General features: G+C 66.8%; 27 protein-coding genes and 1 pseudogene. 16 read left to right on the top strand and 12 right to left on the bottom strand.

Going from position 1 to position 23,697, the window contains the following annotated elements; genetic code table 11:
* Nucleotides 1-802 (bottom strand): annotated as a pseudogene (locus tag WA965_RS00215) (FUSC family protein); the annotation flags it as partial.
* Nucleotides 803-834: 32 nt separating this feature from the next.
* Between WA965_RS00215 and WA965_RS00210 the strand changes: the two are divergent.
* Both WA965_RS00210 and WA965_RS00205 read left to right on the top strand, forming a co-directional pair.
* Nucleotides 835-1,554: an EthD domain-containing protein gene (locus tag WA965_RS00210; RefSeq protein ID WP_526446868.1), complete on the top strand. Its 720-nt coding sequence runs from the start codon at nucleotides 835-837 to the stop codon at nucleotides 1,552-1,554.
* On the top strand, nucleotides 1,551-2,309 hold the full coding sequence (locus WA965_RS00205; protein ID WP_526294345.1) for an enoyl-CoA hydratase/isomerase family protein: 759 nt from the start codon (nucleotides 1,551-1,553) through the stop codon (nucleotides 2,307-2,309). The genes WA965_RS00210 and WA965_RS00205 overlap by 4 nt, the downstream gene beginning before the upstream one ends.
* Before the next feature lie 3 nt (nucleotides 2,310-2,312).
* On the opposite strand, the gene WA965_RS00200 is transcribed toward WA965_RS00205, so the two are convergent.
* A complete protein-coding gene (locus tag WA965_RS00200; protein ID WP_526294346.1) occupies nucleotides 2,313-2,510 on the bottom strand; it encodes a (2Fe-2S)-binding protein in 198 nt (65 codons plus the stop codon).
* Between the two features lie 8 nt (nucleotides 2,511-2,518).
* Nucleotides 2,519-3,151: a fatty-acid--CoA ligase gene (locus tag WA965_RS00195; protein ID WP_526294347.1), complete on the bottom strand. Its 633-nt coding sequence runs from the start codon at nucleotides 3,149-3,151 to the stop codon at nucleotides 2,519-2,521.
* Between the two features lie 251 nt (nucleotides 3,152-3,402).
* On the opposite strand from WA965_RS00195, the gene bfr reads away from it, so the two are divergent.
* The 7 genes from bfr (at nucleotide 3,403) to WA965_RS00160 (ending at nucleotide 9,925) form a co-directional block, all read left to right on the top strand.
* Nucleotides 3,403-3,882, top strand: a complete 480-nt coding sequence (gene bfr / locus WA965_RS00190) for a bacterioferritin (RefSeq protein WP_526294348.1) — start codon at nucleotides 3,403-3,405, stop codon at nucleotides 3,880-3,882.
* A gap of 123 nt (nucleotides 3,883-4,005) precedes the next feature.
* Nucleotides 4,006-6,054: an MDR family MFS transporter gene (locus tag WA965_RS00185; RefSeq protein WP_526294349.1), complete on the top strand. Its 2,049-nt coding sequence runs from the start codon at nucleotides 4,006-4,008 to the stop codon at nucleotides 6,052-6,054.
* 19 nt (nucleotides 6,055-6,073) lie between these two features.
* A complete protein-coding gene (locus tag WA965_RS00180; RefSeq protein ID WP_526294350.1) occupies nucleotides 6,074-6,556 on the top strand; it encodes a carboxymuconolactone decarboxylase family protein in 483 nt (160 codons plus the stop codon).
* Between the two features lie 33 nt (nucleotides 6,557-6,589).
* Nucleotides 6,590-7,951: a type I glutamate--ammonia ligase gene (locus WA965_RS00175; RefSeq protein ID WP_526294351.1), complete on the top strand. Its 1,362-nt coding sequence runs from the start codon at nucleotides 6,590-6,592 to the stop codon at nucleotides 7,949-7,951.
* On the top strand, nucleotides 7,952-9,058 hold the full coding sequence (locus WA965_RS00170; protein ID WP_526294352.1) for an amidohydrolase family protein: 1,107 nt from the start codon (nucleotides 7,952-7,954) through the stop codon (nucleotides 9,056-9,058).
* A gap of 33 nt (nucleotides 9,059-9,091) precedes the next feature.
* The gene (locus WA965_RS00165; RefSeq protein WP_526294353.1) at nucleotides 9,092-9,436 is read left to right on the top strand and encodes an ArsR/SmtB family transcription factor; all 345 of its coding nucleotides are present in this window, start codon (nucleotides 9,092-9,094) and stop codon (nucleotides 9,434-9,436) included.
* Between the two features lie 3 nt (nucleotides 9,437-9,439).
* A complete protein-coding gene (locus tag WA965_RS00160) occupies nucleotides 9,440-9,925 on the top strand; it encodes an SRPBCC family protein (protein ID WP_526294354.1) in 486 nt (161 codons plus the stop codon).
* A gap of 25 nt (nucleotides 9,926-9,950) precedes the next feature.
* Here WA965_RS00160 and WA965_RS00155 read toward each other — a convergent pair whose 3' ends face one another.
* Nucleotides 9,951-10,421 carry a nuclear transport factor 2 family protein gene (locus WA965_RS00155; protein WP_526294355.1) on the bottom strand — a complete coding sequence of 157 codons (471 nt, stop codon included), beginning with the start codon at nucleotides 10,419-10,421 and terminating at the stop codon, nucleotides 9,951-9,953.
* The gene (locus WA965_RS00150; protein WP_526294369.1) at nucleotides 10,411-12,201 is read right to left on the bottom strand and encodes an N-acyl-D-amino-acid deacylase family protein; all 1,791 of its coding nucleotides are present in this window, start codon (nucleotides 12,199-12,201) and stop codon (nucleotides 10,411-10,413) included. Before WA965_RS00150 ends, WA965_RS00155 begins: the two co-directional genes overlap by 11 nt.
* Nucleotides 12,202-12,331: 130 nt before the next feature.
* On the opposite strand from WA965_RS00150, the gene WA965_RS00145 reads away from it, so the two are divergent.
* The 4 genes from WA965_RS00145 to WA965_RS00130 all read left to right on the top strand — a co-directional run bounded on the left by WA965_RS00145 (nucleotide 12,332) and on the right by WA965_RS00130 (nucleotide 15,412).
* Nucleotides 12,332-13,249 carry a dienelactone hydrolase family protein gene (locus tag WA965_RS00145; protein ID WP_526294356.1) on the top strand — a complete coding sequence of 306 codons (918 nt, stop codon included), beginning with the start codon at nucleotides 12,332-12,334 and terminating at the stop codon, nucleotides 13,247-13,249.
* Nucleotides 13,250-13,335: 86 nt separating this feature from the next.
* Nucleotides 13,336-14,463 (top strand): glycosyltransferase, encoded by a 1,128-nt coding sequence (locus WA965_RS00140; RefSeq protein ID WP_526446866.1) that lies wholly within the window; start codon nucleotides 13,336-13,338, stop codon nucleotides 14,461-14,463.
* Between the two features lie 14 nt (nucleotides 14,464-14,477).
* Nucleotides 14,478-14,873, top strand: a complete 396-nt coding sequence (locus tag WA965_RS00135; protein ID WP_526294358.1) for a hypothetical protein — start codon at nucleotides 14,478-14,480, stop codon at nucleotides 14,871-14,873.
* A 125-nt stretch (nucleotides 14,874-14,998) separates the two neighbouring features.
* Nucleotides 14,999-15,412, top strand: a complete 414-nt coding sequence (locus WA965_RS00130; RefSeq protein ID WP_526294359.1) for a hypothetical protein — start codon at nucleotides 14,999-15,001, stop codon at nucleotides 15,410-15,412.
* Here the strand turns inward: WA965_RS00130 and WA965_RS00125 are convergent.
* The 5 genes from WA965_RS00125 to WA965_RS00105 form a co-directional block, all read right to left on the bottom strand.
* Complete coding sequence (locus tag WA965_RS00125) at nucleotides 15,409-16,695, bottom strand: cytochrome P450 (RefSeq protein ID WP_526294360.1); 1,287 nt, start codon at nucleotides 16,693-16,695, stop codon at nucleotides 15,409-15,411. The genes WA965_RS00130 and WA965_RS00125 overlap by 4 nt on opposite strands.
* A gap of 17 nt (nucleotides 16,696-16,712) precedes the next feature.
* Nucleotides 16,713-17,108 carry a hypothetical protein gene (locus tag WA965_RS00120; protein WP_526294361.1) on the bottom strand — a complete coding sequence of 132 codons (396 nt, stop codon included), beginning with the start codon at nucleotides 17,106-17,108 and terminating at the stop codon, nucleotides 16,713-16,715.
* Between the two features lie 36 nt (nucleotides 17,109-17,144).
* Nucleotides 17,145-17,606, bottom strand: a complete 462-nt coding sequence (locus WA965_RS00115; protein ID WP_526294362.1) for an SRPBCC family protein — start codon at nucleotides 17,604-17,606, stop codon at nucleotides 17,145-17,147.
* A 61-nt stretch (nucleotides 17,607-17,667) separates the two neighbouring features.
* Complete coding sequence (locus WA965_RS00110; RefSeq protein WP_526294370.1) at nucleotides 17,668-18,834, bottom strand: serine hydrolase domain-containing protein; 1,167 nt, start codon at nucleotides 18,832-18,834, stop codon at nucleotides 17,668-17,670.
* A 14-nt stretch (nucleotides 18,835-18,848) separates the two neighbouring features.
* Complete coding sequence (locus WA965_RS00105; RefSeq protein ID WP_526294363.1) at nucleotides 18,849-19,064, bottom strand: Rv3202a family protein; 216 nt, start codon at nucleotides 19,062-19,064, stop codon at nucleotides 18,849-18,851.
* 305 nt (nucleotides 19,065-19,369) lie between these two features.
* On the opposite strand from WA965_RS00105, the gene WA965_RS00100 reads away from it, so the two are divergent.
* Nucleotides 19,370-20,254, top strand: a complete 885-nt coding sequence (locus tag WA965_RS00100; RefSeq protein WP_526294364.1) for a cyclopropane mycolic acid synthase family methyltransferase — start codon at nucleotides 19,370-19,372, stop codon at nucleotides 20,252-20,254.
* A gap of 8 nt (nucleotides 20,255-20,262) precedes the next feature.
* Here WA965_RS00100 and speB read toward each other — a convergent pair whose 3' ends face one another.
* Together speB and WA965_RS00090 are read right to left on the bottom strand one after the other, a co-directional pair.
* On the bottom strand, nucleotides 20,263-21,321 hold the full coding sequence (gene speB, locus WA965_RS00095; RefSeq protein WP_526294365.1) for an agmatinase: 1,059 nt from the start codon (nucleotides 21,319-21,321) through the stop codon (nucleotides 20,263-20,265).
* Nucleotides 21,322-21,364: 43 nt separating this feature from the next.
* Complete coding sequence (locus WA965_RS00090) at nucleotides 21,365-21,787, bottom strand: acyl-CoA thioesterase (protein WP_526294366.1); 423 nt, start codon at nucleotides 21,785-21,787, stop codon at nucleotides 21,365-21,367.
* A 62-nt stretch (nucleotides 21,788-21,849) separates the two neighbouring features.
* Here WA965_RS00090 and WA965_RS00085 point away from each other — a divergent pair, with 62 nt between their 5' ends.
* Together WA965_RS00085 and WA965_RS00080 are read left to right on the top strand one after the other, a co-directional pair.
* A complete protein-coding gene (locus WA965_RS00085) occupies nucleotides 21,850-22,812 on the top strand; it encodes a threonine ammonia-lyase (RefSeq protein ID WP_526294367.1) in 963 nt (320 codons plus the stop codon).
* A gap of 99 nt (nucleotides 22,813-22,911) precedes the next feature.
* Nucleotides 22,912-23,697, top strand: a 786-nt coding sequence (locus tag WA965_RS00080; protein WP_526446864.1) for a DUF7159 family protein, incomplete at its 3' end; no start/stop codon positions are given.

Below are 23,697 nucleotides of genomic sequence, written 5' to 3'. Positions count from 1 at the left end.
CGCGTGCGGACCGGCGGGTGTCGGCCACCGCCGCCAGGGTGTCGGCGGCTGCAGCCAACACGTCGGTCGAGGCGGGCCTGCCGGCCACGGCGATCAGAGATTTGGCGATCCGTTCGGGCAGTCCGTACCAGTCGCGGTACTCGGCCGGCCGCGATGTGGCCTGTCCGTCCTCGAGGGTGAACGCATCCCGCAGCGCGATCAGCGGTTCGGAGTCGATCGGCGACCCCGAGGCGACAGCGCCGTCCGTACGAGCATCGGACAGCACTCGGGCGTCCGCAGCCAGGGAGCGGTAAGCGGCGGAGAGCGCGCGCCGCTGCACACGCCAACGGCGCGGCGGAAAGACCGCGATGAGACCAGCCTGCATCAACCCGCCGACGACAACCAGTGCCGACGTCCCCAAGGTCGAGGACACCGTGGGCGGCACGGGGGGCGCGATGACCAGAAGCGCAGCCGATGCCGCTCCGATCAATCCGGCATGGGCGCCCAGAGCCCACGGCATCGCCGCGCCCACACACCAGAGCGCAGCCACTATGACGAAGACCACCGAGTACGCCGACGTCAACGTCCCCAGCAGGGTGGCCACACCCAACAGCGCCGAGACCGCAGCGACCAGTGGGATACGCGCCCGCGGGCTGTCCTGCAACGCGGTGGCCCCCGCGATCGCCGCCGCCCCTGCGACGGCGGTGGCCGAGCCCACCGGACCCCAATTCACCGCGATCACCGCGACCGCCACGACCCCCAGCAGGCTTCGCAGCACCGCTGCAGGATCCGGCACCTCCGGCAGCGTCAAGCCCTTGATCACCTGTCCATTCTGGCCCGGGCTATGTTCGCCCAGTGGAGAAAGTCATGATCACCCTCCGGGGAACCCCCGGCGACGACGCGTGGTGCACCCGACTGCGCACCGAGATCGCCCAGGATCTGCTGGACACCGAGGTGCCCGGTCTGGCGATCAACGTCCGCGACGCGGTGGTCGGTGACTCCCTGATGACGCTCACGACGCTCGACCCGCCGGTGATCGCTTTGGTCAGCCTCTGGACCCAGCAGTGCTACGGCGAGCAGATCCGCACGGCCACAACCCTGTTGAGCGGGCTGTGCGAACACCTCGCGGCGTACCTGGTGACCGAGTCGGTTCCCTTGTCGCCTCCGGCCACCGACCCCGGCCAACGGACTCCGGGGTTCGCCAACGTGGCGCTGCTGCGTCGGCCGGGCGAACTGGACGAGGCGACGTGGCTGGCCCGCTGGCACGACGATCACACCCAGGTGGCCATCGACACTCAATCGACTTTCGGCTACGTCCAGAACGCCGTGGTCCGGGCCCTCACCGAGGATGCTCCGCCGATCTCGGCCATCGTCGAGGAACTCTTCCCGATCGAGGCGACCTCTGATCTGCACGCGTTCTTCGGTGCAGCCGACGACGACCAACTCAACGACCGCATGACACGCATGGTGGCCAGCACGTCGGCGTTCGGCGCAAACCGCGACGTCGACACCGTACCGACGAGCCGCTACGTGCTGCGCACGGCGTTCGCGCCGGCGGTTACGCTGCAGCCGTGACTCTGCAGATCACCGACGACAATCGGGTCCGCACCCTGCTTCTCGACCGGCCCGAGGCGCTCAACGCTTTCAACGAAGAGCTCTACCTCGCCACCGCGACGGCGTTGCGCGACGCAGCCGACGACCCCGAGGTCGCGGTCGTGTTGATCACCGGCGCGGGCCGGGCGTTCAGTGCGGGCAACGACCTCAAGGAGATGCAGGCACGTATCGAGGATTCGTCGCTGAGCTCGAAGGGCAGCCACTTCTCGACGATGATCAGTGCGCTGACCGAACTCCCGAAGCCGCTGATCTGCGCGGTCAACGGTGTCGGCCTGGGGATCGGAACGACGATCCTCGGCTACGCCGATCTGGTGTTCATGTCGACAACCGCCCGGCTGAAGTGCCCGTTCACCAGCCTCGGTGTCGCACCGGAAGCGGCATCGTCGTATCTGCTGCCGCAGCTGATCGGCAGGCAGAACGCGTCGTGGCTGCTGTTGTCCTCGGAATGGGTTGACGCAGCCGAGGCCCAGCGGATGGGTATCGCATGGAAGGTCTGCGAGCCCGAGGACCTGATGCCGGAAGCCCGGAGGCATGCGGAAATCCTTGCCTCACGCTCGATTCCGAGCCTGATGGCCGTCAAACAGACCATCGTCGACCCGTACCGGGCCGGAATCACCGCGGCCACCGAACGCGAGAACGCCCACTTCATGGAATTGCTCGGGGGAGCCGCCAACGCCGCCGCCCTCGCGGAGTTCACCGGTCAGCGCAAGGCCTGAGCGCTAGCGGCTGACGCTCTCCGCGGCGGAGTCGACCGCTGCAAAATGCGCCTCGATCATCGCGCGAAGCGTTCGCCGACACCTGCCGCAGTCACCGCCGGCGCCGCACGCGGCGGCGATCTCCCGGGATGTCCGGGCACCGTTGGCCACGATCTCACTCACCACGTGGCTGGTGGTGCCGGTGCACAGACAGACGAACATCGGTGGCCCTACCCCTGCTCGCCGACACTCATCAGATGAGCGAACCTGCCGACGAACCGGGTGGGATAGGCACCCAGCCCGGCGTTGGTCATCCACTCGGCCGCCGCATCGGGGTGCTCGATCCACTGCCTCGCGTTGGCCTCGCCGTCGATCTCCTGCAGGATCAGCACCTCGTGGCCGTCGTCGAAGGCACGGTAGACCCAGATCTTTCGGACGCCGCCCTGCTTGAATCGCTCGAGGCCGTCGCGCACCTTGATCATCAGCGCGGGCACATCCTCGACCGAGGACATGACCCCCACCACGACGCGGCCGATGTGTTCCTCGGGAGTGGGCGGGTCGAGATCGATCTTCTCGACGACTTCTCCACCGAAGATCGGCGGAATATCGTCGGCGCCGGAGATATCGAACCATTCGAAGATCGCCGGCGACCTGAGGACATCCCGAATCGATCTGGCATGTCGAATTCCGATTGTCACCAGGACCCGCCGCGGTTCCCAGATCGATTCGTAGAGGACCACATGATGGGCGCCCATCGACTCGAGTCCGTCGTGATGTTTCTTCAGCCATTCCCACATTCGGTCGACATCATCGACCCGGAAATCACAGGCAAGAATGAATGAGTGCAAATCGTACTCACCCATTGGTTATCCTTACCTGACGGTGGCGCGTTGAAGGGTTAGCAGAGTCTAACCTTACTTAGCCTAGGCAGTCCAGACCGGCAGGCTGTTATGGGTTCCGCCGACGTCCGCGGTCCGAGGGTTCCAGCCAAAACACGCCGCCCACAGCGATAATGGTGCGCAATCGGGGGTCGTTCTGCACTAGATTGGATGTACACGCACACAGTCCGTGCGGATAGCGAACGCGAACGTCATCCAGGTGTTGAGGAGTGGTCATGCAAGGCGATCCCGAAGTTCTCAAGCTGCTCAACGAGCAATTGACGAGCGAACTCACGGCGATCAATCAGTATTTCCTGCATTCCAAGATGCAGGACAATTGGGGTTTCACCGAATTGGCGGAGCACACCCGCAAAGAGTCATTCGAAGAAATGGTGCACGCCGAGGAAATCACCGATCGCATTCTCATTCTGGACGGCCTGCCCAACTATCAACGGTTGTTCTCCCTGCGGGTGGGTCAGACTCTGCGTGAACAGTTCGAAGCCGATCTCGCGATCGAGTGCGAGGTCGTCGGTCGCCTGCGACCGGGCATCGTGATGTGCCGCGAGAAGGGTGACGCCACCTCGGCGAACCTCTTCGAGAAGATCCTCGCCGACGAGGAGTTGCACATCGACTACCTCGAGACCCAACTGGAGCTGATGGGCAAGCTGGGCGAGGAGCTGTACTCGGCTCAGTGCGTGGCCCGTCCACCCAAGTAACCGGTTCGGACGTTATCGGTTCGGACGACGCCCCGGCGGGGAATATCCCGCTGGGTGCCGTAACTTTCCTAGATGGCCTAACGATGTAGTGGGGAGTTCCCCGGTCACCCAGGAGAGGTAGGTATGTCGCCGCGCACGGCTGTGCCCTACTCGCCGACCGACCTCGCGCCGGTCAGCCCACAGCGCCGCAACCTGATCTTTGTTGCGGTGCTGCTCGGCATGCTGCTCGCCGCGCTCGACCAGACCATCGTGGCCACGGCGCTGCCGACAGTGGTCGCCGACCTCGGCGGAGCCGGCCACCAGTCCTGGGTCGTGACGAGTTACCTGCTGGCGTCGACGATCGTGACCGCGGTGGTGGGCAAGCTCGGCGACCTGTTCGGCCGCAAGGCGGTCTTCGGTGTGGCCATCGTGTTCTTCCTGGTCGGCTCGGTGCTGTGCGGCATGGCGTCCTCGATGACCATGCTCGTGGCCTCGCGCACCCTCCAGGGCATCGGCGGGGGCGCGATCATGGTCACCGCGATGGCGCTCATCGGCGAGGTCATCCCACTGCGGGACCGAGGCCGCTACCAGGGTGCTCTCGGGGCGGTCTTCGGTGTGACCACGGTGATCGGGCCACTGCTCGGGGGCTACTTCACCGATCACCTCAGCTGGCGCTGGGCGTTCTGGATCAACGTCCCGATCGCCATCGTCGTGTTCGCCGTCGCCATGGCGACGATCCCGGCGCTGGGTGAACGCATCCGCCCGGTGATCGACTACGCCGGCATCCTGCTGATCGGCGTGGGCGCCTCCGGTCTCACCCTCGCCACCAGTTGGGGAGGAAGCACCTACGCGTGGTCCTCGCCGGTGATCATCGGCCTGTTCGTCGCTTCCGTGGTCGCGCTCGCGATGTTCGTGCGGGTGGAACTGCGCACCCCTGAGCCGATCCTCCCGATCCGGTTGTTCGCCAGCCCGGTGTTCACGGTGTGCTGTGTGCTCGGCTTCATCGTCGGTTTCGCGATGCTCGGCGCGTTGACCTTCCTGCCCACCTTCATGCAGTTCGTCGACGGCGTCTCGGCAACGGAGTCCGGTTTGCGCACCCTGCCGATGGTCGGTGGCCTACTGCTGACGTCCATGGGCAGTGGCGTTCTGGTCAGCCGCACCGGCAGGTACAAGATCTTCCCCGTGGTCGGCACGGCGGTCATGGTGCTCGGGTTCGTGCTGCTGTCACAGATGGATGCCACCACCCCGCTGCTGCAGCAGAGCGTGTACCTGTTCATCCTCGGCGCGGGCATCGGGTTGTGCATGCAGGTGCTGATCCTGATCGTCCAGAGCACTGCCGCCTTCTCCGACCTCGGCGTCGCGACGTCCGGCGTCACCTTCTTCCGGACCATCGGGAGTTCCTTCGGTGCAGCCATTTTCGGCTCGCTGTTCGCAAATTTCCTCGGCGGCCGTGTCACCTCGGCACTGACGGCCAGCGGTGCGCCACCCGAGGCCGCAGAGTCGCCGCAGGTGCTGCACCAACTCCCGCCCGACGTCGCGGGACCGATCGTCGCGGCCTACGCCGATTCGCTCGGCCTGGTGTTCCTGTGCGCGGCGCCGGTGGCGTTGGTCGGCTTCCTGGTGGCACTGACCCTCAAGCAGGTGCCGCTGCGCGACATCGATTCGGGCGCCGCGGTGGATCTGGGCGAGGGGTTCGGCATGCCGCAGACCGATTCGCCCGAACAGATGCTCGAGGCCGCCGTCGGCCGGCTGGTGCGCCAGTCTCCGGAGATCCGGCTCCGCAGTATCGCCGGGCAACACGGGTGTGAATCGGATGTGGCCCTGCTGTGGGCGTTGATCCAGATCTACCGGCAGAGCCAGGTTTTCGGATCCGCCCGGTTGACCGAGATCGCCGAGCGGTTGCGACTGCCGATCGAAGTGCTCGAGCCGACGTTCGGCCGCCTCGTGGAGTGCGGCCATGCGCTGCGCACCGACGACCAGCTGTGGTTGACCCAGAACGGCGCGCGGCAGGTCGACGCCGCCTCCGCTGCCCTTGTCAGCCGGATCGTGGAGAAGCTGGCAGCCTCACCGTCGTTCGACGGCCGCCCGGACCGGGACGACGTGGAGGCGGCCCTGGAGCGGATCGCGATGCGGCTGCTGGTGCAGCGGGACTGGGATGACGATCGGACCGAACTCGCCGCGACCGGAAAGTGAAACACGTTACAATTCGCAGATGAGCCGAATCGGAGACTTCGCCGACGACGACGTGAGCGCTTTCGCAGTCAAGTCGCCCGACCTGGGCACCGCGATGGCGAAGTTCTCCAACGCGGTCTACACCAAGAACCGGCTGCCGATGAGGGTCCGGGAAGCGGCGCGGATCGTGATCGCCTACGCGAACGAGTGTGTGGTCTGCCAGAACACGCGCGACTCCGAGGGCGAGGCCAACGGCATCGACGAGGAGTTCTACGACTACGCCACGCAGTGGCGGACCTGGCCGGGCTACAGCGACACCGAGCGCATCGCGATGGAGTTCGCGCACCGGTTCGCCACCGACCACAGCGGGTTGCGCGACGACGAGGATTTCTGGGAGCGCGCGAGCGTGCACCTCGACGACGAGATGCTGACGGATCTGGCGATCTCGTGCGCGATGTGGGTCGGCATGGGACGCATGCTGCGGACCCTCGACATCGGTCAAAGCTGCAAGATCACGCTGTAGTTCTGTGGCGCGACAGCACCGGGCCTGGTAGGGATGGCTGACATGGCCGCCAAACCGCTCGCCGCCGCAGCCATCGCTCAGCTGGAGACCGATGGGGTGACCACCCTGATCGGCACGGTCGTCAACTCCGCGGGGCTCATCCACGCCAAGACGGTCCCGCTGCGCAGAATGGGTGCCTTCGCCGATCCCGGGCTGGGCGCCAGCCCGGTCTGGCATGTGTTCGCCATCGATCAGGCGGGCATCGTGTTCGGCGAATCCACCGGGGTGGTGGGGGACCAGCGAATCCGCATCGACCTCGGCGCGCTGCGCATTCTCGGCGACGGATTCGCCTGGGCGCCCGGCTCTTTCTTCCGCCAGGACGGCACCCCGGATCCCTTCTGCGCCCGCGGGGCACTGCGCCGGGTCCAGACACGGCTGTCCGAGTCCGGGATCGACGCGCTGGTCGGTCACGAGATGGAGTTCGTCCTCGTGGGCCCGGAGGGCGAGCGACTGCCCTCGCACATGTGGGCGCAGTACGGGTTGGCCGGGGTGCTCGAATTCGAGGGATTCGTCCGCGACGTCACCGACGCCGCCACCGCGTCCGGTGTGGCGATCGAACAGCTCCATCCCGAGTACGGGGCGAACCAGTTCGAGATCTCGCTGGCCCCGCAGGAGCCCGTGGCCGCAGCCGATCAGCTGATCTTGATGCGGATCATCGTCGGCCGGGTCGCCCGCCGGTACGGGATGCGGGCCAGCCTGTCGCCGGTCCCGTTCGCCGGAAGCGTCGGATCTGGTGCGCATCAGCACTTTTCACTCACCCGCGGCGACACCCCGCTGTTCTCCGGCGGCGAGGGCGCCGAAGGGATGACGACTGAGGGAGCGTCCGCGGTCGCGGGCGTGCTCGCCGCACTCGGGCAGGCCCAGGGCGTGTTCTGCGGTTCGATCGTGTCAGGGCTACGCATGCAGCCGGGTCACTGGTCGGGTGCGTTCACCTGCTGGGGCACCGAGAACCGGGAGGCCGCGGTGCGCTTCCTGCCCGCGGGCCCGGCCAACCCGCATGGCGGCCACGTCGAGGTCAAAGTGGTTGACCCATCGGCAAACCCGTATCTCGCATCGGCCGCGATCCTCGGCGCAGCGCTGGGCGGAATAGAGGGCGCGCTGGCTCTGCCCGAGCAGGTCACCGTCGACCCCGCCACCCTGACCGACACGCAGCGCGAATCGGCAGGCGTCGGGCTGCTGTCACAGGATCAGGCCGAGGCGATCGACGCGCTCGACCGATCCTCGCTGCTGCGAACTGTTCTCGGGGACGAAGTGGTCGACGCGGTGGTTTCGGTACGGCGCTACGAACACCAGAACTTCGCCGATCTGAGTCCCGACGAGCTCGCCGACAAGTTCCGCCTCGCCTGGAGTGTGTGAGTGACGGCACTGCACGAGCACCTCGAGGCAGTGGCACTGATCGATCATCACGTGCACGGATGTTGGCTCACATCCGGTGACCGCGCGCGGTTCGAGAACGCCCTCAACGAGGCCAACACCGAACCGCTCGCGGCGTACGACTCGGCTTTCGACACCCAGTTGGGCTTCGCCGTACGGGCCCACTGTGGCCCGCTGCTCGGCCTGCCCCGCCACGCCGACGCCGACGTCTACTGGCGTCGCCGCGGGGAGGTCGCCGAGCCCGACCTGGCACGATTGTTCCTGTCCGCCGCTCAGACGTCCGATTGGCTGGTCGACACCGGATTCGCCGGCGGTGTCTCAGGTCTCGGCGAGATGTCGACTCTCATGGCCGGTGAGGTGCACGAGGTGATCCGGCTGGAGTCGGTCGCCGAACTGGCCGCCGCCGCGCCAGGGGACTACGCGTCGGCCTTCGACGAGATCCTGTCGCGGCAGACCCGGGATGCCGTGGCCACCAAATCGATCCTGGCCTACCGCGGCGGCTTCATCGGAGATCTGTCAGACCCGTCACCCGCCGAAGTCGCACAGGCAGCGACCCGGTGGCGTGACGCCGGCGGTGTCCACCTGACCGATCGCGTGCTGCTCCGCTTCGGGTTGCACCGCGCGCTGCGACTCGGCAAGCCGCTGCAGTTCCACGTCGGTTTCGGTGACCGCGATTGTGATCTGCACACCGCCAATCCCGTTCATCTGCTCGACTTTCTGCGAGTCAGCGGTGACACGCCGGTAATGCTTCTGCACTGCTATCCCTATGAACGCGAGGCCGGTTACCTGGCGCAGGCGTTCAACAACGTCTACCTCGACGGCGGCCTGGCCATCAACCACCTCGGCGCACGCTCGGGCGCTTTCATCGGACGCCTGCTCGAGATGGCGCCGTTCCGCAAGATCCTGTACTCCTCGGACGGGTTCGGCCCCGCCGAACTGCACTACCTCGGCGCGCGACTCTGGCGCACCGGCATGGCCACGGTGATGCAGCAGTTCGTCGACGCCGGCGAGTGGAGCCACCCCGACGCCGTCCGGGTCGCCGACCTGATCGCGCACGGAAACGCACGGCGCGTCTACGAATTGGCTTGACAACATACAACCAAATGGTTGTATGTTGGTGTCGTGATCGATCAGGAAGAGGATCGGGCGGACGCGCTCTTCCACGCCCTGTCCGATCGCACCCGGCGCGACATCATGCGCCGCGTACTGGCCGGGGAGCATTCGGTCTCGACGCTGGCGGCGCACTACCGGATGAGTTTTGCCGCCGTGCAGAAACACGTCGCGGTGTTGGACCGCGCCGGACTGCTCACCAAGCGGCGGCACGGCCGCGAGCAACTGGCAAGCGGCGATGTCGCGGCGGTGCGTTCGGTGGCGTCCCTGCTCGACGAACTCGAGCAGATCTGGCGCGGCCGCATCGCGCGTATCGACGAACTCATCGCATCCGACCCGACCCCACCGGAGGACTGAACCATGCCCGTGACCGACGTCCGACACGACCTCGACAACCGGACCCTGACCATCGTCGCCGACTTCGCCGCGCCCGTGGAGCGGGTCTGGCAGATCTATGCCGACCCGCGCCAGCTCGAGAAGATCTGGGGTCCGCCGGGATATCCGGCGACCGTGGTCGACCACGACCTGCGTCCCGGCGGCCGGGTCACGTACTTCATGACCGGACCGGACGGCGACAAGTATCCGGGCTACTGGCACATCACCGCAGTGGACGAACCGCGCAGCTTTTCCTTCGACGACGGATTCGCCCATTCGGACTTCAGCCCCGACCCGAACCTGCCGGTGTCGAAGAACGTTTTCACCTTCAACGCCAACCAGGGCGGCACCCGGTCGACGTTCGTCAGCACCTACGACTCCGCCGAGGCGCTGCAGCAGGTTCTGGACATGGGGGTGGAGGAGGGCGCCACGTCGGCGGCCAACCAGATCGACGCCCTGTTGGCGTCCTAGGTGACGCCGCGGATCAAGTGGGCGGCTACACCAGGCCGGTGGCGTCGAAAACCCAGCTCATGTCCGCGTTGGCGAAGTCTTCCAGCCACGTCGGGGGAGCGTGGTTGGCAAGCCCACCCATGTCCCAGTAGTCCTTCCACAGGGTGATTTTGCCGTTTTCCACACGATGCACTGTGACGAACTGCAGCACCGCGGATTCGCCTGTCTGCCAATGCCATTCCTCGTGATGCTCGTACATCACGTCGGCGCCGTCGGACACCATGAGGCCGGTGAAGTTCTGATAGGAGGCCAGCGACTCCAGCCCGATCTTCAGACGTTTGACGATGTCTTCGGGTCCGCGGGCCGCCGCTGCAGGCCCCACCGGCATGTCCAGATAGAGACACTCCGGCGACAGGTAGGTCTTCAGCGCGTCCCAGTCCCGGGCCGACAGTGCCTCCCACATCCCGTGGACCACGGCCTCCGCCTGCGTGGTTTCCTTCACCTCGTCAACCGACATGCGCCAACGCCCCTTCCCGCTCTGTCAACGCCGGCGCGTTGTGGGCGGCACGCAGGAACCTGCCTGTGCGCCGCGTTCCGACCAACTCTGTCAGCGCATCGTCGAGGAACACGGCACGACCGCCGACGAACACGGCGACCACGGTGTCGTCGTTGCGGTTCACCATCCGCTGCAGGCCGCCGTACTGATCGACCGCTGCCTCGGCGTATTCGTCCAGGGCGCCATCCAGCCGCTCAGGGTCGAGGATGACGACGTCGGCGCGGTCACCGACCCGCAGGTGGCCGGCATCGATGCGATACCAGTCCGCCAACTCACCGGTGAGCCGGTGCACGGCCTGCTCGATGGTCATGAACGGCGCACCTGACCGTTCGGAGTCCGGCACATGCCGCAGGAGACGCAAGCCCATGTTGTAGAACGCCATGTTGCGCAGGTGCGCGCCGGCATCCGAGAAGCCCATCTGGATGCCGGAGTCGCGGGCGAGCCTCTTGAGCACCTCGGGGCGGTGATTGGAGATGGTTGTGCGCCAACGCAGACCGCTGCCGTGCTCGAGCACCAGGTCCAGGAACGCGTCCACCGGATGTAACCCGCCGCGATCACGGCCCACCTGCCCGAACGACTTGCCGATCACCGTCGCGTCGGGGCAGGCGACGATCTCGGCGTCGAAGAAGTCCCGGTGCCACACCCGCAGCCCGAACTTGCTCTCGTACTCCTTACGGAAGCGCCGCCGGTAGTCCTCGTCGCGCAGCAGCTCGTTGCGTTCCATCTCGTCACGCAGGTGCAGCGCGGCCGCTCCGGCACCGAACTCCTCGAAGATGACGAGGTCGATGCCGTCGGCGTACACCTCGAACGGAACGGGCAGGTGCTGCCAGCGGAAGTTTCCGCCCAGCCGGTTGATCAGCCGGGCAGCGGGTCCGAGCGCCTTCACCGCCACCGGGTTGGATTTGACGTCGGCGGCCGACAGCAGGCTGGTCTTGAGTGGGTTGCGGACGATGCCGAGAGACTGGAGCAGCTGAGAGCCCAGATTGAACGGGTTCTTGATGTCGGGTCCGGACTGCAGAACCCGGCCGGAGCGGCGCAGTAGCGACTTCAGCCGGCGCAGCTCGCGCGGCTTCGCATACGTCGACGGCAGGGTGCGTGAGCGGCAGACGTCGCCGTCCAGCTTGTCGAAAAGCAGTTGCTGAGAGGACATTCCGACGAAGCCCGCTCGTAACGCCTCGGTGAGCATTCGTTCCATCTGCGCCTGCTCGCTGCGGGTGGGACGCTCGTCACTGCGGGTGGCACGGTCCAGGCCCATCGTCGATGCACGCATGTCGGAGTGTCCGAGGAACGCCGCGACGTTGGGGCCGAGCGGACGCGATTCCAGAGCCGCGATGTACTCCTCGCCGTTGGCCCAGGTCTTGTGGCGATCCACGGCGTCGATGACGTATTCGCGCGGGATCGCCTCGACGCGGCCGAAGATGTCGCCGGCGTCCAGCCCGTCCACGTAGACCGTCGACAGCGAGCACGACCCGAGCAGCACCGTCGTCACGCCGTGGCGCAGCGACTCCGACAGGGACGGCCCACCGAGCACCTCGACGTCGTAGTGCGTGTGGATGTCGAGCATTCCGGGCAACACCCACTTGCCGCCGGCATCGATGACCTGCGGGCAGTCCGTCTCGTCGAGTTCGTCTGCGGTGATGGTGACGATGTGCCCGTCGCGGATTCCGAGGGTGCGGATCGCCGACGGCGCGCCGGTGCCGTCGAACCAACGGCCGTTGCGGATGATCGTGTCGTAGTTCACATCGGTGCTCACTACGCCCATCGAACAGCCCGCATCGGCGGGTGTCAACGAATTCGGTGAACAGATTTCGTCGACTGTCTACTTCCAGCACTGAACTGCACCGACGCTATGAGAGCGCATAATCGCGGAGGTGACTCCGCTACAGCGCTACATCGCCGAGGAAATCGCCACCGACCACGTCGACGGTCTGCTCTCCCGTCGGGAGGCCCTGCGCCGACTGGCCCTTCTCGGCGTCGGCGCGAGCGCCGCCACAGCGCTGATCGCTGCGTGCGGAAACAACCAGCAGAACCCCGAGACGACCACGGCGTCCGCGGAGTCGGAGTCACCCACCTCCGCGGCCGCAGCGCCGCCCGGCATGGACGCCGCCCTGCCGACCGCTCCGATCACCTGGGCAGGCCCGCGTGGTGAGCTGCAGGGCGCATGGGCCGAGGCCGCCGAACCACGGGGCGGCATCCTGGTGATCCACGAGAACAAAGGACTCAACGACTGGGTCCGGTCGGTGGCCGGCCGCCTGGCAGGCGCCGGTTACTCGAGCCTGGCGATCGACCTCCTGTCGGAAAGCGGCGGCACCGCAACGTTCACGGATCCCGCAGAGGCGACCGCCGCGCTGGGAAACCTGGAGCCGGAGGCCATGGTCGCCGACCTCGAGTCGGGCATCGCCGAGGTACAGCGCCGCACGCCCGGGGTCGCCGTTGCGGCGGTCGGATTCTGCATGGGGGGCGGCCTGGTGTGGCGGTTGCTCGCCAGCGGCACACCGGAACTCGCCGCGGCGTTCCCGTTCTACGGGCCCACGCCGGAGAACCCCGACTTCTCCGGATCGCGGGACGTCGCGGTACTCGGTTTCTACGGCGAACTCGATCAACGGGTCAACGCGACCGAACCGGTCGCCAAAGCGGCCCTCGAGCGAGCGGGCCTGGTCCACGAACTCGTCACCGAACCCGGCGCCAACCACGCCTTCTTCAACGACACCGGTGATCGGTACGACCCGACCGCCGCAGCCGACGCGTGGCGCAGGATGACGGACTGGCTCGAAACGCACGTCGGATAGGACCGGCACCGACCGGAAACCTGCTGTTCGGCGACTGGCCTGTCGGGCGTTGCACCGTGCACACGCTCCCGCGTTCTGATGCAGCGATGCGTGTGGTCCAGGTGGCGAACTTCTACGGCCCCCGCTCCGGTGGCCTGCGCACGGCGATCGACCGCCTCGGCGCCGAGTACTGCGCGGCCGGACACACGGTGTTCCTGATCGTGCCGGGTCCCTGCTTCCAGACGACGACCCTGCCGTCGGGGGTCATCCGGATCTCGCTGCCCGCCAGGCTGATCCCGCTCACGGCAGGCTACCGGGCGGTGCTGCCGGGTCCGGTCGTCGCGCTGCTCGAGCGCCTGGACCCCGACGCACTGGAGGTCTCGGACCGACTCACCCTGCGCTCGTTGGGCGGGTGGGGCCGTCGACACGGAGTCTCGACCGTGATGATCTCCCACGAACGTCTGGATCGGCTGGTCGGACAACTTCTTCCGGTGACACTGGCCCGCGCGGTGGCCGATGCCGCCAACCGGCGCACCGCGGCCAACTACGACGCCGTGGTGTGCACCACCGCGTTCGCCCGCGAGGAGTTCGACCGGATCGGTGCGACGAACCTGCTGACGGTGCCGTTGGGGGTCGACCTCGACCAGTTCCACCCGCGCCGGCGATCGTCGACAGTACGGGAACGCTGGGCCGCCCCGGATCAACTGCTGCTGGTGCACTGCGGGCGGCTCTCGGTGGAGAAACATGTGCACCGAAGCATCGACACCGTTGGCGCGCTTCGCCATTCGGACATCGATGCCCGGTTGGTGATCGTCGGCGAGGGGCCGCTGCGGACACGGCTGGAACGCCAGGCCGCTCGGTTGCCCGTCGACTTCACCGGCTACATCGGCTGTCGGGACACCGTTGCGGGCATCCTCGCCAGTGCCGACATCGCCCTGGCGCCGGGACCCCACGAGACGTTCGGTCTCGCCGCACTGGAGGCACTGGCGTGCGGCACCCCGGCGGTGGTGTCGCGCACCTCAGCACTGGCCGAGATCCTCACCAAAGACAGCGGCGCCACCGCCGACAACGACGCCGACGCCATCGCGCGTGCCGTGACCTCGGTGATGGTGCGGCCGGAATTGCAGCGACGGCGCAGTGCCCGCCGGCGCGCCGAGCAGTTCAGCTGGCCGCGCTCGGCGGCGGGAATGCTGCATGCGCTCGGCGCATTGCCCGATAATCGCCCGCCGGGGTGACTTACCATCCAGGGATGTCTCGGACGTTCGCCGTGCTGGCGGCCACCACGCTGTTGTTCGGCTCGACTGTAGCGGTCGCCGGTGCGCAACCGGCGCCGTCGCCGTGCAACTATGAGTTGTCGCAGCCCAGCGTGGTGAACGTATCGGGCACCGACGTGGTCACCGCCACCGTCTCGCCCCGGGACTGCGACGGCGCCACCGTGATCCAGAGCGTGGCATGCATCAAGATGCAGGGCAGCGACGGCGGCGGCCAGTGCGTGAGCAACAACGGGATCCTGCCCGCACAGGTGTTCTTCCAGCCCTTCCGCCCGGGCACCACCTACATCAGCACCGGTCGAGGTTGTGCCGTGAAAGGCAATCCGCCGCAGAAATTCTGCCAGGAGCAGGGCCCGATCTCCAGCACACTGTGAGCGGTGTGCCGGACCGGGATATCACCCGCGGGGTCGGTACAACCGGTTTAGTTCGCTGATCTCGCGGGCACCCGTCGAATCTACGGGGCCGTCAGCATGATCGCCCCTCATCGGAGGGAACCCGCATGGACAGCACAGTCTGGATCGTGGTCGCCGTGATCGTCGCGGTCATCGTCATCGGAGTTGTCGTGTTCGCGGCGCGCAATGCCGGCAACCGCCGCAAGGCGCAGGAAGCCGACCGCATCCGCGACGAGGTCGATCAGGAGAGCCGGCGAGTCGAGAAGAAGGCCGCCCTGCTCGAAGAGACCGAGGCCAAAGCGCGGGCTGCGAAAGCCGAGGCGGAAGCCAAGGCCGCCGAAGCCGCCAGGCTCGCGGACACCGCCGCCACCCACCGCGACGCCGTCACGACCACCCGCGACGAACTCTCCTCACGACGCGAACGCGCCGACGAGTTGGACCCCCGCACCCCGGATCCCGATACCGGCACGGCGGACCGGATGCAGCCGGACACCACCGCGCGCGACACGTCCCCGCGTTAACCGGTCCAGGACACCGGCAGGCGTTTGATTCCGTGGATGAACGCCGAGTGCAGCAGGTCGGGCTCTTCGGTGGCCCGGATGTCGGGCACCCGGTTGTGCAGCTCTTCGAACGCCACCGTGATCTCCCGTCGGGCGAGGTTGGCGCCGAGACAGAAGTGAGCGCCGCCGCCTCCGAAACCGAGATGCGGGTTGGGGTGCCGACGAACGTCGAACATCCATGGATCGACGAACTTCGACTCGTCGCGGTTGGCTGAGCCGTACCACAGCGTGACCTTGTCTCCCGCTGACATCGGCACGCCGCCGAGTTCCAGATCCCGGGTGGTGGTGCGTCGCATGTAGGCCACCGGTGAGGCCCAGCGGACGACCTCCTCCACCGCGGTCGGGGCAATGGCGTCGTAGTCCGACCACCACAGTTCACGCTGGTCGGGATATCGGCTCAGCGCCAGAACCCCGTGGCTGATCGCGTTGCGGGTGGTCTCGTTGCCTGCAACGACCAACAGGATGAAGAACGACGCAACCTCGGCCGATGTCAGCCGTTCACCGTCGAGTTCGGCGTGGACGAGGCTGGTCGTCAGGTCGTCGCCCGGCAGATCCCGGCGGTCCTCGGCGAGCTGCTTGGCGTAGGCCCCGATCGCCATGGCCACAGTGATGAAATCGTCGAAGTCGGTGGCGATGTCGGGATCGCCGAACCCCAGGATCACGTTCGTCCAGTGGAAGATTTGTGCATGGTCGCGCTCGGGGATGCCCATCATGTCGCAGATGATCTGCAGCGGAAGTGGCCCTGCAAGCGCCGAGACGAGGTCACCGTGCCCGTCGGGGTGGGCGGCGATCATCTCCTCGACCAGGCGGCGCGCGCGCTGCCGCACCGAATCCTCGATCATTGCGAGCACTCTCGGCGTGAATGCGCTGCGCACGATGTTGCGCAGGCGGGTGTGGCGGGGATCGTCCATCGCGATCATCGAGCCGAAGTACTCATTGAGCTCGGGGGTCTGGTCGCCGATCGTGATTCCGAGCGCCGAGCTGAACAGCTCGGGATGTCGACTGGCGTAGAACACGTCGTCGTGGCGGGTGACCGCCCAGTGCCCCGCCACCTCGGCGCCGTCGTCGACCACAAAGGATTCGTGGAAGCTGATCGGGGCTTCCCGACGAAGAGTGGCGAAAGCGCCGTCGCGGATGTCGTCGTCGAGACCCCAGAAATCCCAGGAGCCGAGATCGATATCGGAGCGCGGGATCTCGGGCGGCGCGATCCCGTTGGTTCGAATGACGCGCGATCTCAAGTCCATGCCCGCCGAGCGTAGCCTCACGGCTCTGCTTCGTGACCCGATCGGCCACGAGTGCGGCGTCGTTCCTTCATTCGTTTCTCGTGGAGGTGGCGGGCGCCGCCCAGGAGTTCTTCGCGCGCCTGCCGCTCGTGTTCGCGAAACCGCGACCAGTAGGTGTCGTCGAACTCCTCGACGACCTGGAAGGTCCAGCGGCCCTCGATCACGTTGCGCCCGACCAGGTCGGTCTCCAGACGTTCGGCGACGGCGTCGTCGCCGGACCGACGCAACGCGTCGCACGCCTCGCCGAGCAACAGGTCGGCGTGGCCCATCAATTGATGGAACGAGTACAGGTGCCCTCTGGCGCGCTCGACGTACTCCAGTGCCTCGGTCACCTTGCCGACGCCATCGACGGTGTCCTCACTCGCATCCCTCATCGGGGCGAGATACCCGATTGCCGCGGCCGACAACCGTCAGGCCGATTCCCCTTCCACCACCGCCTTGATGCGCTCGAGGGTCTTGCGCATGTCCCTGATGTTGCGGCGCCGACGGAGTTGGCCGCCCATGAGCGAGAACAATGCCATCAGCGGGTTCTCGTCGAGCCGGAACGACTCCGTGACCTCGGTGACCGACCCCGAAGGAGTCAGCCGGTAGTGCCAGTTGTTGACCGCCCGGTCGCCGACGAGCACCTCGAAGCCGAACTCCCTGCCGGGATCGCAGGCGGTCACCCGGCATGTCGTCCAATACACGGGGCCGATCTCATTGCGGCGCACGTGCCCCCGGAAGCGGGCCCCCAGCGCCGGCCCCGTGGCGCCGTCGAGCCATTCCGCCTCGAACACCTCGGGCGAGAACTTCCCGGTGTTCCTGACGTCGGCGATCAGTTCCCAGATCCGCTCCGCCGGCGCCTCCATCGACACCGTCACCGAACCTTGCATCGTCGGACTCCTCGTCGACTCAGTTGAGTGTGTACACGACTCAGTTGAGTGTGTACACGCCTCAGTTGAGCGTGTACACGTGGTCGGGCGTCAGTGCCCGGGTGATCGCTGTGGCCAGCACGGTTCCTGGTTCTGCGTCACCGAACGGGATGTCGGTGTTGATGAGAATGACCAATGCGGTCCGGTTTTCGGGTAGGTAGACCGAAACGGTCTGGTATCCGGGCAGGCTGCCGTTGTGCCCGATCCACCCGCCGAGGGTGAACAGCCCCATGCCGTAGCCGTCCTGCGGCGGCAACCCCGGGGTCGCAACGGTCTCGAGTCGCTGTGCCTGCATCTGCGGGGTCAGCAGCGTTCCCGTCGCCAACGCCGGCGCCCAGAGCCGCATGTCGTGGAGCGTGGAGATCATCGCTCCCGCCGCCCACGCCCAGGAAGGGTTCCAGTCGGTAGCGGTGGTCTCCCCGCCGTCGGGGGTCTGTGTGGTGTAGCCCTCAGCGTGCGTCTCGGGGAAGTAGGAGTCGGCGGGAAAAAGCGTCTGGCTCATGCCCAGGGGGCCGAGAATGTGGCCTTTGATGTATTCGGCAAGTGCCTGCCCGGTGACTCTCTCCACCAGCAGGCCCAACAGGACCGTGTTGGTGTTGGAGTACTCGAAGCCCTCGCCGGGTGCGAACGTCGCCGGTTCGGCGAACGCGAACCCGAGCAGATCCTGCGGTGCGAAGGAACGCCGCGGATCGTCGAACAGCGCCTGCTGGAACGCCGGACTCGCCGAGTAATTGGCCAGGCCACTCCGCATCCGGGCGAGTTGGCGCACGGTGATCTCACCGCCGCGGGGCACCCCGGTCACGTACTCGCCGATGCGGTCATCCAGACCGATCCTGCCCTCGTCGGCAAGGATCAAGACCGCCGTGACCGTGAAGGTCTTGGTCTGGCTCCCGATCCGGCTGTAGAGGTCGGCCTTCATCGGAGCCCGTGTCTTCTTGTCGGCAACCCCGAAAGCGCGCACGTAGTCACCCTCGGGCCCCCAGATCCCCACGATCGCGCCGGGGATCTCTGCGTGATCCATGGCCTGGCCGACGACGGCGTTCAGTCGCGCCGTGACATCGGCGTCCATCGTCGTCGCCGGTACCGAATCAGCGGACGGCGGTTCCTCCCGGCGCGGTTCGCCGAGGGACCCGGCGCATCCTGTCGCAGCCAACACCAGCACCAGGACCAGGGAACAGACCCGAGCAATCATCGCCCTTCACACTATTCGCGCTCGGGCTCGGATTCGTCCAAGGGCACCGCGATCGCCTGTTCGATCAGATCGGCTTCGCTGGCCTGCCAGTCGCGATCCGACGAAACCTGTCGCGCGTCGGGCCAGGCATCCGCGTCGACGTCGTCGATGGGGCGACGTTGATCGGCCAGGTCGGCCACGTCGGCTTCGGTGGCGTCACCGAGCGGGCTGGGGTCTGGTGTCGTCATGGGCACTCCTCCGGCTTTCAGTGACGTACGGGCGGGACCGCGAGCGCGATCCGTGGTCGCGGGTACCCGTTTGGGCGACCGCCATGCGCGCAACAGTGTGAGAGTCGCCGCATCGCCGGGACGGACCCGGCCGTTCGTTTTTTGTCACCGCTGGCCGTTGCTGAGCGAGGCCACCTGGTGATTCACTGGTGTCACTGACCCTCGGGTAGTGTGCGTGAATTGCGCAGACGATGAGACAGGCCCTCAGACCGGGCGGGGCCGACATCGACCATCGACCAACATCCCGAATCTCAAAGGCGTGTAATTTGCCAGAAATCACTGAAGGCGTTCAGAACCTGAAGCCTCACTTCGAAGACGTGCAGTCGCATTACGACCTGTCGGACGACTTCTACCGGTTGTTCCTCGACCCGACCCAGACATACAGCTGCGCGTACTTCGAGCGCGACGACATGACGCTCGAAGAGGCGCAAATCGCCAAGATCGACCTGTCCCTCGGCAAGCTCGGGCTGGAGCCCGGCATGACGCTGCTCGACATCGGTTGTGGCTGGGGTGCCACTTTGCTGCGCGCGATCGAGAAGTACGACGTGAACGTGGTCGGACTCACGTTGAGCCGCAACCAGCAGGCTCACGTCCAGCAGCTTCTCGACAAGCAGGACAGCCCTCGGTCGAAGAAGGTCCTGCTCCAGGGGTGGGAGCAGTTCGACGAGCCCGTGGACCGCATCGTCTCGATCGGCGCCTTCGAGCACTTCGGGCGGGATCGCTACGACGAGTTCTTCAAGATGGCCTACCGGGTGCTGCCCGCGGACGGCGTGATGATGCTGCACACCATCATCAAGCCCACCGATGAGGAGTTCACCGATCGCGGGCTGAAGCTGACGATGAGCATCGTGCGGTTCTCGAAGTTCATCATGGATCAGATCTTCCCGGGCGGAGACCTGCCCAAGCCCACCACGGTCGAGGAGCACGCGTCCAAGGCGGGGTTCCGGCTCACGCGCGAGCAGCGGCTGCGGCTCCATTACGCGAAGACCCTCGACATCTGGGCAGATGCATTGCGGTCACGCGAGGACGACGCCGTCGCCATCCAGTCCCGCGAGGTCTACGACCGCTACATGAAGTACCTCACCGGCTGCGCGGATCTGTTCCGCGACGGCTACACCGACATCTGCCAGTTCACCCTGCAGAAGGGCTAGGCCGGCAGTCAGCGAGCGGGCCCGCCGTCGCGGTAAGACCGCGCCGGCTGCCCGGGTTCGGCATCGGCCGCGTCCCGACGCCGCGCAGCCATGCCCGCGAGGGCCTCGAACACCACCCGGTGCGCTGCGTTGACCGTGAGTTCGGCGTGGTCGTAGGCAGGTGCGACCTCGACCACGTCCACCCCGGCGACGTCGTGCTCGTAGCAGAGTTGGCGCACCATCCTCAGAAGGTCCGCGCTGGTGATGCCGCCTGGCTCCGGGGTGCCGGTGCCTGGCGCGTGCGCGGGGTCGAGCACGTCGATGTCGACCGAGACGTAGAGCTTGTCCGCTTTTGAGAGCGCCTCGCTCACCGCGTCGCGCATGACCGCCTTGAAGCCGCGCTCCCAGATCTCCTGCATGGTGTGCCAGGTCATGCCCTGCTCGAGCATCCATTCGAAAGTGTCCTGCGGCGGCCAGTAACCGCGCAGTCCGACCTGGACGAAATGGGTTCCGGGCACTGCGCCGGACTCGATCAGCCGACGCATCGGGGTGCCGTGGCTGGCGAGGTTGCCCTCGATCTCGTCGGCGGTGTCGGCATGCGCGTCGAAGTGAACGATGCCGACGTTGCCGTAACCGTGCACGTCGGCCACCGCCGTGGCTGCGGGCCACGTGATCGAATGGTCACCACCGAGGATGACCGGCACGATCCCGCGCTCAGCCAGTGTGCGAACGCGGTCACGAATGTTGTTGTGCGACACCTCAGTCTGCCCGTGCGGGCAATAAGCGTCGCCGAAATCGACGACCTCCAGCCAGTCGAAGATCTCCAATCCGAGATCCATGTGGTACGAGCCGGGCTCATAGGCGGTGGCCCGGATCGCCCGTGGACCGAAACGCGCACCGGGGCGGTTGGTGGTCCCGATGTCGAACGGCGCACCGACGATGGCCGCATCCGGTTTCCACGAATCGAGTTGCTCGATCTCGGTCAAGAACGGCCGGTGCCCGAACGACACGAGACCGGCGTAGGCGAGGTCGAGTTGCTCGGCCATTCCCGGCGGAAGCTCGCGATGGTGGTCGTGATCGTGGCCCATGGGCATGACCGTACCGCTCATCGGGCCGGTGAACGGCCCGAAGTCATCGAGTCGCCGTACCGCTCAGCGCATCCCGCAGTGAAGGGGGAATCGGCCGCTTCGTCCAGTCCTCGGTCGACACCAGCACGTACACGTTGTGCCCTTCGACCGCCAACTGCTCCTCGGCCCCTGCGCTGCTGCGATGCACGCCGAAGGCGATGGTGAAACTCGTCGAGCCGATCCGCACACAATCCGCGGTGACCCGCACCGAATCCCGCCACCGGACCGATGCCCGGTAGTCGATCTCGCTGTGCACCACCTGGAAGTCGTACCCTGAGGCCATCAGATCCGGGTACGCGAGACCAAGATCCTCCAGGAGACTGGTACACGCCTCGTCGAACCAGGTCAGGTAGTGGCCGTTGAACACCACTCCCTGTTGGTCCACCTCGGCGTAGCGGGGCACGATCGGCAGCGAGAATGCGCTCACTCGGGTCACCCTAGCCACGGACCCCGGGTGAACACCCCGACCGACTGGACGAGACTCGACCCATGACGCTCGTGACGATCGATGACATCCGCGCAGCCGCCGACCGTATCCGGCCCCACGTCGTGCGGACTCCGCTGCTGACGGCGCGGTGGGCAGACGACGACCGGCCACTGTGGGTCAAACCCGAGAACCTGCAGCCCATCGGCGCATTCAAGGTCCGCGGCGCCTTCAACGCCATCGCGGCGATGACCAGCACCGGCGCGAAGCCGCCGGCCGTGGTGGCCTACTCGAGCGGCAACCACGCGCAGGCGGTGGCCTATGCCGCGGCCACGTACGGTCTGCCGGCGCACATCGTGATGCCGGAGGAAACTCCGAGCGTGAAGGTCCGGGCGACTCGGGACTACGGAGCCAACGTGGTGCTCTGCGCCGCGGGGGAGCGGGAGGCCGAAGCCGCCAGGGTCGTGGCCGACACGGACGGAGTGCTGATCCCACCATTCGACCATCCTGATGTGATCGCCGGGCAGGGCACGATCGGCCTCGAGATCGCCGCTGACCTGCCGGCGGTGCGCAACGTGCTGATCCCGGTCAGCGGCGGTGGGCTGGCGTCGGGCATCGGCGTGGCGATCAGGGCGCTGTGCCCGGCGGCGAAGATCTTCGGGGTGGAGCCCGAATTGGCCGCCGACACCGCCGAGGCGATGACCCTCGGGCACCGTGTGGACTGGTCCATCGAGGACCGCAACCGCACCATCGCCGACGGCCTGCGCTCACAGCCGTCGGATCTGACATTCGCGCATCTGCAGCAGGTGCTCGACGGGGTGATCACCGTTTCTGAAGATGAGATCCGTTCTGCAGTAGGCGAATTGGCGTACCGTGCCCACCTCGTCAGCGAGCCCAGCGGAGCGGTGGCGCTGGCCGCCTACCGCCAGGGTGCCACCCCACCGGGTGCCACCGTGGTGATCCTGTCCGGCGGCAACATCGAACCGACGCTGCTGCAGCAGATCCTCGCGGAGCGATCGCCCGGCTGATTTGACAGGTGTGCAATGTCGGGTGGTCAGCAGGTAGGGTCACCCGGGATTCCGTCACACGATCTGTCGAAAGGATCGTGGACGTGCGAAGGAGTGTTTGTGGACGCGGTACTCGGCTTGTCGGTGACACCGTCTGCCGTCGGACTGGTCCTGGTGGAGGGGCAGGACGCCGACGGCGTGACAATGGACGGGGACGGCTTCGAGGTGCGCGCCGGCGGGGCGTCGAGCGCACTCCAGACCTCGGAGCAGGCGGCCGCTGCGGTGCTGCGCACCGAGGCGCTCGCCGCAGACCGAGGTCACCGCGTGCACTCGATCGGTGTGACCTGGAGCGACGACGCGGATACCGAGGCATCACTTCTGTTGAAGTCGCTGAGCGACTCCGGGTTCGACAACATCGTGCCGGTGCGGTTGTCGGAGGCCACCGACGCATTGGCCCGCGGCATCGCCGAGGTGACGGGCTACCAGACCACTGCGGTCTGCGTCATCGAGCCCGAGCACCTGATCGCGCTGGTCGTGCAGACCGACGAAGGCGCGGTGCAGACCGCGGTCAACCACACCGTCGTCACCGAAGAAGACCTCGTCGGCTGGCTGAGCGCAGTGTTCACCAAGGCGGACTGGCAGCCCGAGGCTCTTGTGCTCGTCGGCTCCGCCGAGGACCTCGACGGTTTGCTGCCCGTCCTCGAGGACGCGCTGGCGGTGCCCGTGTTCACCCCTGCCGAGGCGCAGTTGGCGTTGGCGCGCGGGGCAGCACTGGCGTGTGCGCAGAGCAGCGAGTTCCGATTCGACGGCGATTTCGCAGGTGCCACCGCCGACAGCGCAGGACCGGTTGCCGCCCGGCGCGGGTTCGGGCGCTTCGGGCAGTCCGGTCCGGCCGCGGCCCTGGCC

It is taken from the genome of Mycobacterium sp., assembly GCF_049683935.1.
GTDB lineage: Bacteria > Actinomycetota > Actinomycetes > Mycobacteriales > Mycobacteriaceae > Mycobacterium.
This window is presented reverse-complemented; position numbering and strand designations above follow the sequence as displayed.

What these genes read in the sequence shown, in the direction of transcription:
- WA965_RS00200 (WP_526294346.1), bottom strand. Translation starts at nt 2,510, where the DNA reads ATGTTCGTCTGTCTGTGCACCGGCACCACCAGCCACGTGGTGAGTGAG.
- WA965_RS00195 (WP_526294347.1), bottom strand. Translation starts at nt 3,151, where the DNA reads ATGGGTGAGTACGATTTGCACTCATTCATTCTTGCCTGTGATTTCCGG.
- bfr (WP_526294348.1), top strand. Translation starts at nt 3,403, where the DNA reads ATGCAAGGCGATCCCGAAGTTCTCAAGCTGCTCAACGAGCAATTGACG.
- WA965_RS00185 (WP_526294349.1), top strand. Translation starts at nt 4,006, where the DNA reads ATGTCGCCGCGCACGGCTGTGCCCTACTCGCCGACCGACCTCGCGCCG.
- WA965_RS00180 (WP_526294350.1), top strand. Translation starts at nt 6,074, where the DNA reads ATGAGCCGAATCGGAGACTTCGCCGACGACGACGTGAGCGCTTTCGCA.
- WA965_RS00175 (WP_526294351.1), top strand. Translation starts at nt 6,590, where the DNA reads ATGGCTGACATGGCCGCCAAACCGCTCGCCGCCGCAGCCATCGCTCAG.
- WA965_RS00160 (WP_526294354.1), top strand. Translation starts at nt 9,440, where the DNA reads ATGCCCGTGACCGACGTCCGACACGACCTCGACAACCGGACCCTGACC.
- WA965_RS00155 (WP_526294355.1), bottom strand. Translation starts at nt 10,421, where the DNA reads ATGTCGGTTGACGAGGTGAAGGAAACCACGCAGGCGGAGGCCGTGGTC.
- WA965_RS00140 (WP_526446866.1), top strand. Translation starts at nt 13,336, where the DNA reads ATGCGTGTGGTCCAGGTGGCGAACTTCTACGGCCCCCGCTCCGGTGGC.
- WA965_RS00135 (WP_526294358.1), top strand. Translation starts at nt 14,478, where the DNA reads ATGTCTCGGACGTTCGCCGTGCTGGCGGCCACCACGCTGTTGTTCGGC.
- WA965_RS00130 (WP_526294359.1), top strand. Translation starts at nt 14,999, where the DNA reads ATGGACAGCACAGTCTGGATCGTGGTCGCCGTGATCGTCGCGGTCATC.
- WA965_RS00125 (WP_526294360.1), bottom strand. Translation starts at nt 16,695, where the DNA reads ATGGACTTGAGATCGCGCGTCATTCGAACCAACGGGATCGCGCCGCCC.
- WA965_RS00120 (WP_526294361.1), bottom strand. Translation starts at nt 17,108, where the DNA reads ATGAGGGATGCGAGTGAGGACACCGTCGATGGCGTCGGCAAGGTGACC.
- WA965_RS00115 (WP_526294362.1), bottom strand. Translation starts at nt 17,606, where the DNA reads ATGCAAGGTTCGGTGACGGTGTCGATGGAGGCGCCGGCGGAGCGGATC.
- WA965_RS00105 (WP_526294363.1), bottom strand. Translation starts at nt 19,064, where the DNA reads ATGACGACACCAGACCCCAGCCCGCTCGGTGACGCCACCGAAGCCGAC.
- speB (WP_526294365.1), bottom strand. Translation starts at nt 21,321, where the DNA reads ATGGGCCACGATCACGACCACCATCGCGAGCTTCCGCCGGGAATGGCC.
- WA965_RS00085 (WP_526294367.1), top strand. Translation starts at nt 21,850, where the DNA reads ATGACGCTCGTGACGATCGATGACATCCGCGCAGCCGCCGACCGTATC.